A 16,439-nucleotide genomic window follows, 5' to 3' on the forward strand; every position below is an offset into this window, starting at 1 on the left:
TTTACTGTCCTAATAAAGTTGCTATTGTTTTTCCATAACGTTTGTTGTTCTTTATGTATATGATACCTTTATATATATAGAAAGGTATATATATTTGAAAAACAGTACTGATAATAGCCCATAATTTCCAGTCCAATGCATATTTTTTCATCAGAAATGATTGGATAATAACTAACGGATACCATGAAAATAAGTAAATAGCGTATGAACTGTTGGAAAGATGGTCAAGAAACTTCAGATTGTATTTTATGTATAGTGAACTTAGTGAGAAACTGAACGCTATTCCGATAAAAGCATATACTATTCCTATGAATGGTGTATCCCAGACTATGAAATAGATTAATGCAGAGTAGATTATTAAAAGTCCGCTTGCTGTGTATATATTTGCGAGTTTTGCTTTGTCGCTAATCATTGAATTATATTGGGCATATATACATCCGGTGATGAAAAATATCAAATAGCTAGCCACTCCACCTAGATTTAAAAATTCAATATGTTTGAGAGGGTTGAATTCGTATAATAAAATGAGCAGAGGAAGGCAGACTAAAAAGGTATATTTAAACTTTAGTTTCTTGTTTGCTTTGTATAGTATTATTGTGATGATACTAACAATAAATAAAGTAGGGAGAAACCAGAAGAATTTGATAACGTTGTCCATAGGATACAATAGCATGTGAATGTATGAATGGATGGAGAAATCTATAGGGCGTAGAGCGTGTGCACTTAATAGTACTTTGGGGATATAAGTAATGGAACTAATAATGAAATAGGGAACAAGGAGCCGGATCGCTCTTTTGACTATGTATCCTTGTTTGCCCAATAAACTTATATCTGATATTTCTTGCTGTTTATGCATAGTTGCATAATTTAATAAATAGCCTGATATGAACATGAATAATGGCATGTGAAAACTATATATCCATTTATGACCATAATAGGACTCTACGGCTGTAAAAGAATGTCCTATACATACCATGATGATAGCAAAAGTATTTAAGACTAATATCTGTTGGTTCTTTTTCATAACTTCTTGTTTTCTAGTACCATTCTTTTTTCTATATGCGGAGCTGCAAAACAGAGTGCAAATCCTATATAAATGGGGAGTTGGTTAGGGTATTGCATGACATCACTTACGTAAGCGGCAATGAAGAACCCGGCATTCATACACACCCAGGCTGCTACTAATCCCCGCAGACTCTTGTCGCGTATTTTAAACATCAATATCCACGAACACCAGACAAAAAGAATTCCATGAATGGCAAGGTAAAGAAGCAGCCCGACAATTCCTGTCTCTACCCACACGCTGACCAACCATGAGTCGGGAGGGTAGGGCATCTGTTCTTTTGAATTGAAATTACCCGCTTTTGACAGTCCGATTCCATAACCAAACGGCTTTTTCGACATCAGTTCTTTTATTAATATCCGGTTTTCCACACGCACCATATAGGATGCATCTTCAGTGGGATGGAAAGAGGAACGCATTTTACGGATATACTGATTCCCATTTCCGGCATTTGTATAATAAAAGAAACAGAAAATGGCTATTGATGCAATAACACCTGCCAGTAATGCTTTCCAGTTTTTAGCGATGATAGTTACCATCAACAAACCGCCCATGATGACTCCCATTGCTGTTCTTGTTCCGGATATTCCCATCCCATAAAGCGCGCAGATAGCGATGAAGAAAAAATAAACGCGTTTCCATTTCGATCCTGCATAAAAAGAGGAGATGGCAAATACGACTGCCGACAGCGCAGCATGCACCCCGTAATTAGCGGCATCGGAGAAACATGAGAAATAACGTATGCCGGACCAGATGAGATGCGTACGCCATCCTCCCAATGCATACAGAAAGTGAAGGTCTTTTTCGCTGAAACCGTGGTTTTTTTGCCAATAACCTTTTATGGTAAATATGAGAACAAATATGGACCATACTATTAATAATAACTCAATATCTTTTTTCGTACGGATGACAATAGGAACAATAAAAGCACATATCAAAGGAATCAGCGCATAAGGAGTGAGGCCAATGTTCCATGCTTCCATTACATTATTAGGATTCAAGATTTCGAAGAAATAATAGACTAGCCAGACTGTGCACATATAGGTCATTATGTTTTGTCCGGGTTTCCAGTTTGTTTGCTTGTCATTGGCCAATTGTATCAAACAGATGGTTGTAAACATCAATATGAGTGCCATAGAGGCTAAACCAGTCTTGGTGTTTACAAACATTCCTGATATAATCACCACAAATTGAGCGGCAAATAACAAGTGGAAAGTTATTATTCTATTCGTCATCATCCTCCTCTTCTGCTGATCCTTCTTTGGTTTTCTTTGTTAGGTTGAACCTTATTTTTTCTGTGAGCGACAGTTGGCTAAGACGATAACCGATATTCCGCAGTATGGTGTATGGTGGAAGTTGCCCGGTGAAATCTTCAATTGCTGCCCGGGAAGCATTTGTCAGGCATATACGGAATGGAACGTTTGTTTTATCCAATTGCAGCATGAGCTGTTCGCAAAGTTGCTTGTCAATCGTTTTCCACCCACGGTTTGCGGGAGCTACCAAGATGTTTGCGTTTGCATCATGTAACAAAGCACTGGGGATGTTGCTTTGCGCTAAAGGTGGATAGGCGACGATCAGCACATCTTCTCCCTGCAGGGTATAAAAGTCTGTGATGTTTTTGGCAAGTAAATATTGAGTGGAATCTGTGTTGAAATCCACCCCATAGGTGATAAACCTTGCATTTAACATACGGCTTTGCATATATCCGCAAATCAGATTTCCGACTTCTACTTCTCCGGAATCTTCACAAGTGCTAAATAGGTTGATTATATATACTCCGGGAGATTTTCGCTCGGTGAGGAAACGGAGCAATGAGTTAGTCAACTCTTTCACGGATGACTGGACGTAGGTTTTCGTCATTCCGCCATAGCGGGAGGAAAACATACTGGGAATAGCACCTATCACGTTGAAATCTGTCACACGTTTAGTACGAGCTGCGTCACGCAATGTTTTGTCGAACATTTCTACTAACAGCAAAAAAACAATAATAAGTATGAAACTACCTGCACAGGCAGCCATTATGATTTGCTTTCTGTTTGTTGCTCCCGGAGAAATAGGATAGGTTGGCTCATTCAGAACTTTCAGTGTGGCGGAAGTCATCTCCAGATTTTTCCTTCGTAATAATGCTTCATTATAACTTTGCAGAACGGTCAGGTAGTTACGTTCCGTGAAATTGATGGTTCGCTCTTTTTGTTTGATGGTGGTACCCACGGGGGCATAAAACATATAGCGTTCACTGAGTTCACGGCGTGCATTTTGTACGACCAGCAGTTCGGCTTTCGCTTTTTCATTGGCCAATGTCTGTTCCAGCCATTGTTCTATGATATTCGTTCGCGAAGTTCCTTCTTTCGTATATTTATGTCCTACGTATGAATCCGTTAAATGATTCAAATCTTTTTGTAGCTCGTGCAGTTGCTTCTTTTGACTTTCCAGATTGTCGGTATCTTGTTTCTTGGAGTCGGACATGGCTTCTATTTCAGCAATCTTTCCGGTGACATTGGATACTTGACGTAACTTGTCAATAAATTCCAGATTCTTTAATACTTGTTTGGCATTGCTGTCCATGTGTTTTTCTAATTCCGCAAGCATGGCACTGCTGCTATTGAATGCAAAAAGGGCATCTTGTTCTCTTAATTCAAACTCTTTATTAATAGCTGCTATTTCTTTGGTTTCGTCAAGATAGTTGATTACGCGTTTCTGAACATTGTATTTGGTAAGGTCTTCTTCTTCGTTGCGAAGTTTACCACCGATTCTTCTCAATTCTTCTTCAAAGTATTTGATTACTTTGTCTGTCTCTCCATAACGGATACGGCGATATTCATCAACGAACTCATCCATCAAAATGCTTACGGTATTGTATGCGATACCCGGATCGCTGGAAGCATAGCTAATATCCAGCAAGTCACTTGTCAGACGGCGTTGTACTTTGATGTTTTTCAAAGTGTTGTAACTGTAAAAATGGGGATTGTAGTAAAATAGCCCGTAGACGTAATTGTCTTTGTGAGGGCGCATATACTTTTCCAGATTAGACACTGTCTTATCTTCACTTGTTTTGTCGATCAGTGCCAGTATTTCTTTTCCATGCGGACTGTTCTTTAAGTGATTGTAAGTGTAATTGTAACTGGAAGGGGTGATTCCGTCAACTTCTTTGTTCGGATCTCCTTTGATAAGAACTCTGGCATATAATCTCATGGATACTCTCTTGAGGGTACTCTCGGCCTGCATTATGCTTATCAGGTTATCCATAGAATTTTGTACCATAGCCCAATCTGTGCGCTTGTCACTCTCCAAATTGTATCCCGATGCTACTCCTGTATATAAAGTGGCTTTTACTTCGTATCCTCCAACCATGTGGCGGGTGTAATAAATAACAAATAGTGTGAAAAGTGCGGTACCTACTAGTATCATCCAGAGGTGGCGGAGTAAGGTCCGTATGGTAGAAATGATAAAATCCATATTTTGTGCGTTATTATTTTTGTATAAGGGGGGTACGTGAAATCACTTCGAGTATCATCAGACTCTTTGTCAATTCGAATTTACTTTTTTCGTATGCTTCGCGAGCTTGAGATTGACGTTCCTTGTCTACTGATAGTTCTGACGAATCAATGGTGCCATTGGCAAAATTCTTTTCAGATATTTCATATTGTACGTTGGCAAGTACCCAACCCTCACTTCTCATCTGGAGAACTTTAATTTGTGAAGTAGCCATTGCATACAACTCAATAATATTCTTTTTGATTTCGTCATACTTCACTTCCCGTTCCAGTTCTGCACTTCGCAGCGTGAGTCTTTGCCGACTGACGCGTCCTTTGAGATCGAACAGATCATCTAAGGGGATGCTTAAACCCGCGCCTATCGTGTAACCGTTCTGTGCCTGGGTGGAGTAGGTAAGGTATGGGGCGACTGCCACGTCCGTATAGGTGGACTCATTGCCGAACATTCCGTATTGATAGCTCCCTCGTAAACTGAAGAAACCTAGAAATGCCCATTTTTCTTTTTTGAGTAATTTGCGTTCTATTATCGCCTTCACGTCCGCTACCTCATAGGCGGGACTGTTCTTGGCGTTCTCGAATAAAGCGGATAGTGGGGGGAGAACTATTTTACTATAATCTTCATCACTTAGTTGAGAATAGTCAGACACTTCTTGTGCAACTACACGGGTTGTAGAGACGAATAGAAGTAATAACCCCGAAAAAAAACATATAAATTGCTTCATAAAAAAATCCTATTATTTGCTCTTGCTGTGTTATAGCTTGCGCAAATATAAGGATTAATTTCATTTATGTGCAGTCTTTTATTATCTATTTTACAATCTTTCTTGTAAATTGTGCACAATTTGTCGCGTAAATGGCGTCAAAAGGCTTCTGTCATGTTGAAGTAGAACAAATTCTGCTTGTTCACCATGTCTCTGCCGAAATCAAGGCGTACATTCATACGGGGTTGCACTTCGATACGTAATCCCAATCCGAGGTTGGGAAGCACACCTTCTATTTTGCCCGGAGTGGGTCCCATGAATCCGCATCCTCCCCAGGCTACATATCCTATATGACTTAACATCTTTTTTACCCAAGTGCTTTTGTCCGTATTTATCATCTGGCGGTATTCGGCCATCATGACATGCGAGGACTTGTCGCGAAACTGTCCCATGTAGTAACCGCGAAGATCGAAGGGGGTTCCACTAAGTACATATTTTGTTAGGGGTACATCTCCGAATGCGTTTTTGCTTTGCACTGTCCAGGCTATCACTTTGCGGCGTCCTACTGTTTTGTATTGGCGGTAATCGATTTCCAAACGGTAAAAGTTATTATCACTGCCGAACGTTTTATTGTACATCATTCCCCGGAAGTCAAGGTAAGTTCCGCTATAAGCATTGGCGGGAATATCGCGTGTGTCATACGTCAACAGGAAGCCGAGTCCCGAACTGAAATTTTTGTATCCGTGCTCCGTACCTCCTGCCGCTATGTACGAGGGCTCATTAACCATCCCGGCAGCCGGTTTAGTTATCTTGTCATAGTTCAAATCGACTTGAGGGCCTGCAAAGAAATTACTTTCTCCCAGACGGAACAAGAACCAGGGGTTTACTTGAATGCCGCTATAACGGTACTCGCTGGTATCTTCTCCACGTTCATAATCTTTATTAGTGGAATATCCGATGCCATAAAAATTCTCGATTGTATTTTTATAAGAGAAGGTTCCGAAGATACGGAAACGGTCGCCTTTAAAGAAGAGTTGTGGTTTCGTCATCAGATTCAAGCCGCCCTTGAACATCAAGGCGATGGCCATTGGCACTACTGAACGCCGTTGAGTGGTATCACTCGGATTCATCCGAAACGTCATCAGTGCGCTACCGCCTACTAATAAACCGAAGTCCGGCGTATAACTGGGACCACCTAATATGTTATAGTGCAAATTCCGGTTTGCCACGCGCTGGCGACGCAACTCGCGCTTGGAAAGGGCAGGAATGGTGTCTGACGGGGTGCCTTCAATATCTGTAGGAGTAGTATCACTGATAGAAGTTGTAGACATTTGCAGTTCATCGCTTTTTACTGCCGTACTATCAGCCGTAGCTGACATCATATTGATGGATGGAAGCATCACCAATATTCCTATTATATATTTCTTCATATTTCTCTTTGAGGAATTCGACTGCAAAGAAAACTATTTTATTCCGATTAGTTTTGATGTTCTTAGATAATAAATCTAAAAAAGAATCGTATTTTTGCAGAATAAGATGTTTTTCGATATGCTGGTAAATAAAATTGCATGATTTAATCCCATACACCAAAACAAAATTTATCAGTATATCATGATCCGTCAGCCTATTAATTAATTATTTATATCAATGAATAAACAGATTTTATCAATTTTTGTTTTCTGTGCTTTTTCTTATTCTACACAAGCGCAAGAAGTGAAAGGAGGCATCAGCGACTCCATGATGCAACAAATCAAGCAGAGTTATGCAAACACTCCTACCGACAAGGCTATCCGCAACGCCATCGGCAACAACGACATCCGTAAACTGGCTCTCAACCAGGATAACCTGAAAGGCATGGATACGCATTTTTCTATCAAAGTGTCTTCTAAAGGTATCACCGACCAAAAATCTTCTGGTCGTTGCTGGCTTTTTACAGGTTTGAATGTGATGCGTGCCAAAGCGATCGCCAAACATAACCTCGGTTCCTTCGAATTCTCGCAAACTTATCCTTTCTTCTTCGACCAACTGGAGAAAGCCAACCTCTTTCTGCAAGGTATTATCGACACCAGCAGTAAGCCGATGGATGATAAAATGGTGGAATGGCTCTTCCGTAATCCTTTGAGTGACGGTGGAACATTCACCGGTGTAGCCGATATTGTCAGTAAATACGGGCTTGTTCCCAAAGATGTGATGCCGGAAACCAACAGTAGTGAAAATACCTCCCGTATGGCAGGTCTGATTGCCCTGAAACTTCGTGAACAGGGGCTTCAACTCCGTGATCTCGCAGCGCAAGGTGTCAAGCCTGCTGCCCTTGAGAAAACAAAAACAGAGATGTTGAGCACCATCTATCGCATGTTAGTGTTGAATCTCGGTGTTCCTCCTACTGAATTTACCTGGACTGAATATAACGCTAAGGGTGAACCTGTGTCTACCGAAATTTACACTCCGCTTTCTTTCCTGAAAAAGTATGGTGACGAAAAACTGATTGATAATTATGTCATGTTAATGAACGATCCGAGCCGTGAATATTATAAGTGTTATGAGATAGACTACGACCGCCACCGTTACGACGGCAAAAACTGGACGTATGTCAATCTCCCCATCGAGGATATCAAAGAAATGGCTATTTCTTCTCTCAAGGATAGCACAATGATGTATTTTTCTTGCGATGTAGGTAAGTTTCTAAACTCTGACCGTGGTCTACTGGATGTCAAAAACTACGACTACGAATCTCTTATGGGTACTTCTTTTGGCATGAACAAGAAGCAACGTATCCAAAGTTTTGCCAGTGGCTCCAGTCACGCCATGACTCTTATGGCCGTCGATCTTGACAAAAATGGAAAACCGACGAAATGGATGGTTGAAAATAGTTGGGGGCCTGCTGCCGGTTATCAGGGTTATCTCATTATGACAGATGATTGGTTTAACGAATATATGTTCCGTCTAGTAGTAGAAACGAAATATGCATCGAAAAAAGCTCTCGAGGTGTTGAAACAGAAGCCTATCCGACTTCCTGCTTGGGATCCTATGTTTGCTGAATAGTTCTTTTTCTTTGCTTCTGTCTTTTGTTTCGGAACAAAAGATAAAAGATTACGTGCACGAACACGAAAGGAATTACGGATATTTTTCCGTAATTCCTTTCTTTTTTCCTATCGAATCCCAATCTTATTTATTACTTTTGCGGCAAATTTATGAAACCATTATTTTATATAGCATGGCAAATGTAATAAAGTTACGTAAAGGCCTTGACATAAACCTGAAAGGAAAAGCTGCTGAAACGTACGCAACAGTAAAAGAACCGGGATTCTACGCACTTGTACCCGATGACTTTCCTGGAGTGACGCCTAAGGTAGTTGTGAAAGAGCAGGAATATGTAATGGCTGGTGGACCCTTGTTTATCGACAAGTATCATCCTGAAGTGAAATTTGTTTCGCCGGTGAGCGGCGTGGTGACGAGTGTAGAACGTGGTGCTCGTCGTAAGGTATTGAACATCGTAGTAGAAGCTGCTGCAGAGCAGGACTATGAAGATTTTGGGAAAAAGAATGTTGCTTCGATGGATGCTGAAGCTGTGAAATCCGCTCTGTTAGAAGCCGGACTTTTCGCGTTTATCAAACAGCGTCCTTATGACATCATTGCAGATCCGACGGTAACCCCGAAAGGAATCTTCATCTCCGCATTCGATACTAATCCATTGGCTCCGGATTTCGAGTTCGCCCTCAAAGGCGAAGAAGCAAACTTCCAGACAGGGCTTGATGCTCTTGCCAAACTGGCAAAAAACTACCTGAACATCAGTGTGAAACAGAACGCTGCCGCACTGACACAGGCTAAGAACGTTACAATCACCGCATTCGACGGACCGAACCCTGCAGGTAATGTAGGCATTCAGATCAACCACCTCGACCCCGTATCCAAGGGCGAAACGGTATGGACTATTGATCCGCAAGCCGTAATCTTCATCGGTCGCCTCTTCAATACAGGCCATGTAGATTTCACCCGTACAGTAGCTGTGACAGGTTCCGAAGTGTTGAAACCTGCATACTGCAAACTACAGGTAGGCGCATTGCTCACCAACGTGTTTGCCGGCAATGTAACAAAAGACAAAGATTTACGCTACATCAGCGGTAACGTGCTGACAGGAAAGCAAGTATCTCCGAACGGATTCTTGGGCGCATTCCATAGCCAATTGACTGTTATCCCCGAAGGTGACGACATTCACGAAATGCTTGGATGGATCATGCCGCGTTTCAACCAGTTCAGTGCCAATCGTTCTTATTTCAGCTGGTTGATGGGTAAGAAGGAATATACGTTGGATGCCCGTATCAAAGGTGGCGAACGTCACATGATTATGTCGGGTGAATACGATAAGGTATTCCCAATGGACATTCTGCCCGAATATCTGATTAAAGCAATTATCGCCGGTGACATCGACCGTATGGAAGCACTCGGCATCTACGAAGTAGCTCCCGAAGACTTCGCCCTTTGCGAATTCGTCTGCTCTTCAAAGATGGAACTGCAACGCATCGTTCGTGCCGGACTCGATATGCTCCGTTCAGAAATGGCGTAATCGAATAAGAGATTAAATAATAAAAATTAAAATAAGCGATAGTTGAAATCTTGCGAAACGGCTCTCTGTGGATACAGCATAAACCCAGTACAGCCAATTTTCAACTCTCAACTTTCAATTTTCAATTAAATAAATGAAAGCGTTAAGAAATTATCTCGATAAGATAAAGCCGAACTTTGAGGAGGGCGGCAAATTCCACGCATTCCAGTCGGTGTTTGACGGCTTCGAAACATTCCTGTTCGTGCCCAGCAAGACTGCGAAAACGGGAACGCACATACATGACGCAATCGATAGCAAGCGCATCATGTCGATTGTGGTTATTTCGTTAATACCGGCTTTGCTGTTCGGTATGTACAACGTAGGTTACCAGCATTTCACTCACACAGGTGCTACTGGCAGCTTCATCGAAATGTTTATCTACGGATTCCTGGCAGTACTGCCTAAAATAATCGTATCATACGTAGTAGGTCTTGGCATTGAGTTCGTCGTAGCTCAATGGAAGAAAGAAGAAATCCAGGAAGGATTCCTTGTTTCCGGTATCCTGATCCCGATGATCGTTCCGGTAGACTGTCCGCTGTGGATTCTTGCCGTAGCTACTGCATTCTCTGTTATCTTCGCAAAAGAAGTATTCGGTGGTACAGGTATGAACGTATTCAACGTTGCGTTGATTACTCGTGCATTCCTGTTCTTCGCATACCCGACCAAGATGTCCGGTGATGCCGTTTGGGTGTCAGGCGACAGCATCTTCGGTTTAGGACAAAGCGTAGACGGACTCACCGTTGCCACTCCACTGGGACAGGCTGCTACAACAGGTAGTGTTCCTGCGTTCAACATGGATATGATTACAGGTCTGATTCCGGGTTCTATTGGTGAAACCAGCGTAATCGCTATCCTGATTGGTGCCGTTATCCTGCTTTGGACAGGTGTTGCAAGCTGGAAGACAATGATTTCCGTATTCGTCGGTGGCGCATTCATGGCATGGGTATTCAACTCAATCGGCATGGAAAACAACACAATGGCTCAAATGCCTTGGTACGAACACCTCGTTCTTGGTGGTTTCTGCTTCGGTGCCGTATTTATGGCTACTGACCCTGTGACTTCCGCACGTACAGAAAGAGGTAAATATATCTTCGGATTCCTGATCGGTGTGATGGCTATCGTTATCCGCGTACTGAATCCGGGTTATCCGGAAGGTATGATGCTTGCCATCCTGCTGATGAACATCTTCGCTCCGCTGATTGACTACTGTGTAGTACAAAGCAATATCAGCCGTCGCGAGAAACGCACTATCAAGTCTAACCAATAAATACCGAAAGAAAATGAATACGAATAGTAATAGTTATACTATCATTTATGCTTCGGTAATGGTTATTATCGTAGCATTCCTGCTGGCATTCGTTAGTTCTTCACTGAAATCTACACAAGACAAGAATGTGCAGTTGGACACTAAGAAACAAATCCTCGCTGCATTGAACATTAAGAATGTGGAAGATGCGGATGCTGAATATCAGAAATATGTGAAAGGGGATATGCTGATGAACGTAGACGGTACGCTGACCGAAAATACGGGCGAATTTGCTACCAACTACGAGAAAGAAGCAAAAGAACAACAACGTCTGCACGTGTTTGTATGCGAAGTGGACGGTCAGATTAAATATGTAGTTCCTGTTTACGGTGCCGGTCTTTGGGGCGCTATCTGGGGATACGTTGCACTGAACGAAGATAAAGATACCGTTTACGGTACTTACTTCTCACACGCTAGTGAAACTCCGGGTCTGGGTGCTGAAATTGCAACCGACCATTTCCAAAATGAATTTGTAGGTAAGAAGACTTTGGAAAATGGAGCTATCACTTTGGGAGTCGTAAAAAATGGCAAGGTAGAGAAACCTGATTACCAAGTGGATGGTATCTCCGGTGGTACAATCACTTCAGTAGGTGTAGATGCCATGTTGAAGTCTTGCCTGAATAGTTACTTGAGTTTTTTAACTAAATAATAAGGAGGAGAAAGATAGAATATGGGACAACTGTTTTCAAAGAAAAATAAAGAAGTATTCTCTGCTCCGCTGGGAATTGATAATCCGGTAACCGTACAGGTGCTCGGTATCTGTTCTGCACTTGCTGTTACCGCAAAGCTGGAGCCTGCCATCGTGATGGGACTTTCAGTAACGGTGATTACTGCATTTGCCAACGTTGTTATTTCACTGTTGCGTAAGACTATTCCTAACCGCATCCGCATCATCGTCCAGTTGGTTGTGGTAGCTGCTTTGGTAACTATCGTAAGTGAAATCCTGAAAGCGTTTGCTTACGACGTAAGCGTACAGCTTTCTGTTTATGTAGGTTTGATTATCACTAACTGTATCTTGATGGGACGTCTGGAAGCATTTGCCATGCAGAACGGTCCTTGGGAGTCTTTCTTGGATGGTGTAGGTAATGGTTTAGGCTATGCCAAGATTTTGATTATCGTTGCTTTCTTCCGCGAACTGTTTGGCTCGGGAACATTGCTTGGTTTCAATATCCTGAATTATGAACCGATTCAAAATATCGGATACGTAAACAACGGCTTGATGTTGATGCCGCCGATGGCATTGATTATCGTAGCATGCATCATCTGGTATCAACGTGCACGTCATAAAGAATTGCAAGAACAAAGTAATTAATTATTTCTGATTTCTGAATTATGATTTATGTCTAGCTTTATAGTCATAGTCGCATGATAAGTCTGCTGAATCATAAATTATAAATCATAAATCATAAATCAAAAAGAATTATGGAACATTTATTAAGTTTATTCGTCCGCTCTATCTTTGTGGACAACATGATATTCGCATTCTTCTTGGGTATGTGTTCATACCTGGCTGTTTCGAAGAATGTGAAGACTGCCGTAGGACTGGGTATCGCCGTGACTTTCGTGTTGCTGGTGACGCTTCCGGTCAACTACCTGTTGCAAACTAAGGTGCTGGCTGCCAATGCTATCATTGAAGGTGTCGACCTTAGCTTCTTGAGTTTTATTCTTTTCATTGCCGTAATTGCCGGTATCGTGCAATTGGTGGAGATGGTGGTAGAACGCTTCACTCCGTCACTGTATGCTTCGCTGGGTATCTTCCTGCCGTTGATTGCCGTTAACTGTGCGATCATGGGTGCCTCTCTGTTTATGCAACAACGTATTAACGTTGGTCCGAGTGATCCGAAATACATTGGTGATATTTGGGATGCCCTCTCTTATGCATTGGGTTCCGGTATCGGTTGGTTGCTGGCTATCGTAGGTCTGGCTGCTATCCGCGAGAAAATGGCTTACTCTGACGTGCCTGCTCCGTTGAAGGGCTTGGGTATCACATTTATCACAGTAGGTCTGATGGCAATCGCATTTATGTGTTTCTCTGGTTTGAACATCTAAAAAGAAAGGAATAAGACAATGGATATGAATTTAATATTAGCGAGCATTGGGGTATTCCTTGTGGTTATTCTGTTGCTTGTTGTTATCTTGCTGGTTGCCAAAAATTTCCTGGTGCCATCAGGAAACGTGAAACTGACAATCAATGGCGAAAAGGAATTGGAAGTTGCTTCCGGTTCTACTTTGCTCAATACGCTGTCTGTAAACGGAATATTCCTGTCATCCGCATGTGGTGGTAAGGGATCTTGCGGGCAATGTAAATGCCAGGTGCTTGAAGGTGGTGGTGAAATTCTGCCTTCTGAAGTTCCTCACTTCAGCCGTAAACAGCAGCAAGACCACTGGCGTCTGGGTTGTCAGGTAAAAGTGAAGGGGGATATGGCTATCAAGATTGATGAATCTGTACTCGGTGTGAAAGAGTGGGAGTGCGAAGTAATCTCCAACAAGAACGTGGCTACATTTATCAAAGAGTTCATCGTTGCTCTGCCTAAAGGCGAACACATGGACTTTATCCCGGGTTCTTATGCACAGATTAAGATTCCTAAATTTTCAATGGATTATGATAAGGACATCGATAAGAGCCTGATTGGTGATGAATATCTGCCAGCATGGGAGAAATTCGGTTTGTTAGGTTTGAAATGTAAGAACGACGAGGAAACAATTCGTGCTTACTCTATGGCCAACTATCCTGCCGAAGGTGACCGTATCATGTTGACAGTACGTATCGCTACTCCACCGTTCAAGCCGAAAGAACAAGGTCCTGGATTTATGGATGTGATGCCGGGTATCGCTTCTTCATATATCTTTACTCTGAAACCGGGTGACAAAGTAATAATGAGCGGTCCTTACGGAGACTTCCACCCAATCTTCGATTCTAAGAAGGAAATGATGTGGATTGGTGGTGGTGCCGGTATGGCTCCGTTACGTGCGCAAATCATGCACATGACTAAGACATTGCATACAACTGATCGTAAGATGTCTTACTTCTATGGTGCCCGTGCGCTGAATGAAGTGTTCTATCTGGAAGATTTCCTGCAAATCGAAAAGGACTTCCCGAACTTCACTTTCCATTTGGCACTCGACCGTCCGGACCCTGCTGCTGATGCTGCAGGCGTGAAGTATACTCCGGGATTCGTTCACAACGTAATCTACGAAACTTACCTGAAGAATCACGAAGCTCCTGAAGATATTGAATACTATATGTGTGGTCCTGGTCCGATGTCGAAAGCTGTTGAGAAGATGCTCGACGATCTTGGCGTTCCGGCACAGAACCTGATGTTCGACAACTTCGGAGGATAATTTGCAGAAGAGAACAAACCGGTCGGGAAAATGACCGGAAAGAATATATAACACAGGGTGGGAAATCTGAAAAGCAGTAGTGCTTCTTGGATTTCCCGTTTCTTTTTTAGGGTATTCCATGATGTCTTTACGCTATGTTTTCTATCTATTTTATGTCTGTTTAAAAGATAGTTCTCCTTTTTTATCTGTACTTATCTATTATATTCGTATATTTGGCTACACAATAGAATTATTAAAGTACAATAGGTTATGGAATATCATCGTATATCTTTTATTCACAATGATACAGAGTATTCATTTGTCAAAGCTATGAGTTCAAGTTTAACGGGATATGCCTTGGTTACCGCTTGTAGGGCAGAAGTAACCATTTACATGAAAGAGAATAATCTGAAAGGTTATTATATATTGACCGGCATGGCTAAAGTTTGATTGTTTTTTTATCTCCGTACTCTTTCCTTTTTGTATCTTTGCCTCCATGTTAGAGAAAAATGAAATTATACAGTCGGCTCTCCGCAATTTGAAGATTGAGGAACTGAATCCGATGCAGGAAGCATCACTTGAACAAGCTACCGGAAGAAAAGACGTTATACTGTTGTCACCGACAGGATCGGGCAAGACATTGGCCTATCTGTTACTTTTACTCCTTACTCTAAAACCGAACGACGACAGCGTGCAGGTTTTGATTCTCGTTCCTTCGCGTGAGCTGGCCTTACAGATAGATTCTGTATTCAAAGCAATGGGGACTTCCTGGAAAACCTGCTGTTGTTACGGTGGGCATCCTATCGCCGAAGAAAAGAAAAGTATATTGGGCAATCATCCTGCTATCATCATTGGTACTCCGGGACGTATCACCGACCATTTGTCGAAAGGCAATTTCAACCCTGAAACCATTGAAACTTTAATTATCGACGAGTTCGACAAATCGTTGGAGTTTGGTTTCCACGATGAAATGGCAGAGATTATTACCCAGCTTCCGGGATTAAAAAAACGTATGTTGCTTTCAGCTACTGATGCGGCAGAGATTCCCGAATTTACAGGATTGAACCGCACAGTTAAGTTGAACTTCCTTTCGGACGATTCTGAAGAACAAGAGTCGCGCTTGAAATTGATGAAGGTGCTTTCGCCTTCCAAAGATAAGATTGATACTTTATATAACCTGCTTTGTACATTGGGGAGCAGTTCGAGCATCGTGTTTTGTAATCATCGGGATGCGGTGGACCGTGTACATCAGTTATTGGCGGATAAAAAACTACTCGCAGAACGTTTTCATGGCGGTATGGAACAGCCGGACCGTGAACGTGCGCTTTACAAGTTCCGTAATGGCAGTTGTCATGTATTGATTTCTACCGATCTGGCAGCCCGTGGACTGGATATTCCGGAAGTCGGACATATCATCCATTATCATTTGCCGGTCAATGAAGAAGCCTTTACGCACCGCAACGGACGTACAGCACGTTGGGATGCGACCGGAACGTCTTATCTGATTCTTCATGCCGAAGAGAAACTTCCTTCTTATATCCCGGAAGAAATGGAAACAGTGGCGTTGCCTGAAAACCCTCCCCGGCCTCCGAAATCGGTCTGGGCTACCATTTATATAGGTAAAGGAAAAAAGGAGAAACTTAGCCGGATAGATATTGCCGGATTCTTATATAAAAAAGGAAATCTGACCCGCGAAGATGTCGGAGCGATTGACGTCAAAGGACATTATGCTTTTGTCGCTGTTCGCCGGGCTAAGGTGAAGCAACTCTTGAATCTGATTCAGGGGGAGAAAATCAAAGGAATGAAGACTATTATAGAAGAAGCGAAGTAAAGATCTTTTCTGTAAGATACCTTACTTGACATCTATGGATAACAAAATGGTGTATATATCCTGTATAAACCAATAAAAAGAAAGGAAAATCTGCTTTAAAACAGTATTTTTATAAGGAAA

14 protein-coding genes are annotated in these 16,439 nt (G+C 42.1%); 9 read left to right on the forward strand and 5 right to left on the reverse strand.

Annotated features, from left to right (window positions below; all coding sequences use genetic code 11):
* Window position 1: 1 nt before the first annotated feature.
* From KQP79_RS26000 to KQP79_RS01375, 5 genes are all read right to left on the reverse strand, one after another.
* Window positions 2-1,024 carry an acyltransferase family protein gene (locus tag KQP79_RS26000; protein WP_004311613.1) on the reverse strand — a complete coding sequence of 341 codons (1,023 nt, stop codon included), beginning with the start codon at window positions 1,022-1,024 and terminating at the stop codon, window positions 2-4.
* Window positions 1,021-2,301: an O-antigen ligase family protein gene (locus tag KQP79_RS01360; RefSeq protein ID WP_032856183.1), complete on the reverse strand. Its 1,281-nt coding sequence runs from the start codon at window positions 2,299-2,301 to the stop codon at window positions 1,021-1,023. The genes KQP79_RS26000 and KQP79_RS01360 overlap by 4 nt, the downstream gene beginning before the upstream one ends.
* Window positions 2,288-4,519, reverse strand: a complete 2,232-nt coding sequence (locus tag KQP79_RS01365) for a GumC family protein (RefSeq protein WP_004311615.1) — start codon at window positions 4,517-4,519, stop codon at window positions 2,288-2,290. Before KQP79_RS01365 ends, KQP79_RS01360 begins: the two co-directional genes overlap by 14 nt.
* Before the next feature lie 13 nt (window positions 4,520-4,532).
* Entirely contained in the window at window positions 4,533-5,279 is a 747-nt protein-coding gene (locus KQP79_RS01370) for a TolC family protein (RefSeq protein WP_004311616.1), read from the reverse strand.
* A gap of 137 nt (window positions 5,280-5,416) precedes the next feature.
* Complete coding sequence (locus tag KQP79_RS01375; RefSeq protein ID WP_032856184.1) at window positions 5,417-6,688, reverse strand: BamA/TamA family outer membrane protein; 1,272 nt, start codon at window positions 6,686-6,688, stop codon at window positions 5,417-5,419.
* A 217-nt stretch (window positions 6,689-6,905) separates the two neighbouring features.
* Here KQP79_RS01375 and KQP79_RS01380 point away from each other — a divergent pair, with 217 nt between their 5' ends.
* The 9 genes from KQP79_RS01380 (at window position 6,906) to KQP79_RS01420 (ending at window position 16,319) form a co-directional block, all read left to right on the forward strand.
* Window positions 6,906-8,300, forward strand: a complete 1,395-nt coding sequence (locus KQP79_RS01380; protein ID WP_004311618.1) for a C1 family peptidase — start codon at window positions 6,906-6,908, stop codon at window positions 8,298-8,300.
* Window positions 8,301-8,472: 172 nt separating this feature from the next.
* Window positions 8,473-9,822 carry a Na(+)-translocating NADH-quinone reductase subunit A gene (locus tag KQP79_RS01385; protein WP_032856189.1) on the forward strand — a complete coding sequence of 450 codons (1,350 nt, stop codon included), beginning with the start codon at window positions 8,473-8,475 and terminating at the stop codon, window positions 9,820-9,822.
* Window positions 9,823-9,955: 133 nt separating this feature from the next.
* Complete coding sequence (locus KQP79_RS01390; RefSeq protein WP_004311620.1) at window positions 9,956-11,128, forward strand: NADH:ubiquinone reductase (Na(+)-transporting) subunit B; 1,173 nt, start codon at window positions 9,956-9,958, stop codon at window positions 11,126-11,128.
* A 13-nt stretch (window positions 11,129-11,141) separates the two neighbouring features.
* On the forward strand, window positions 11,142-11,816 hold the full coding sequence (locus tag KQP79_RS01395; protein WP_004311621.1) for a Na(+)-translocating NADH-quinone reductase subunit C: 675 nt from the start codon (window positions 11,142-11,144) through the stop codon (window positions 11,814-11,816).
* 21 nt (window positions 11,817-11,837) lie between these two features.
* A complete protein-coding gene (locus KQP79_RS01400; protein ID WP_004300389.1) occupies window positions 11,838-12,479 on the forward strand; it encodes an NADH:ubiquinone reductase (Na(+)-transporting) subunit D in 642 nt (213 codons plus the stop codon).
* Between the two features lie 110 nt (window positions 12,480-12,589).
* The gene (gene nqrE / locus KQP79_RS01405) at window positions 12,590-13,216 is read left to right on the forward strand and encodes an NADH:ubiquinone reductase (Na(+)-transporting) subunit E (RefSeq protein ID WP_004306319.1); all 627 of its coding nucleotides are present in this window, start codon (window positions 12,590-12,592) and stop codon (window positions 13,214-13,216) included.
* Between the two features lie 18 nt (window positions 13,217-13,234).
* A complete protein-coding gene (nqrF, locus tag KQP79_RS01410; RefSeq protein WP_004306318.1) occupies window positions 13,235-14,509 on the forward strand; it encodes an NADH:ubiquinone reductase (Na(+)-transporting) subunit F in 1,275 nt (424 codons plus the stop codon).
* A 249-nt stretch (window positions 14,510-14,758) separates the two neighbouring features.
* Window positions 14,759-14,938, forward strand: a complete 180-nt coding sequence (locus KQP79_RS01415) for a hypothetical protein (protein ID WP_004306317.1) — start codon at window positions 14,759-14,761, stop codon at window positions 14,936-14,938.
* 46 nt (window positions 14,939-14,984) lie between these two features.
* Window positions 14,985-16,319: a DEAD/DEAH box helicase gene (locus KQP79_RS01420; protein WP_004311622.1), complete on the forward strand. Its 1,335-nt coding sequence runs from the start codon at window positions 14,985-14,987 to the stop codon at window positions 16,317-16,319.
* The last annotated feature ends 120 nt before the right edge of the window (window positions 16,320-16,439 follow it).

It is taken from the genome of Bacteroides sp. DH3716P (assembly GCF_025914115.1).
Lineage (GTDB): Bacteria > Bacteroidota > Bacteroidia > Bacteroidales > Bacteroidaceae > Bacteroides > Bacteroides ovatus.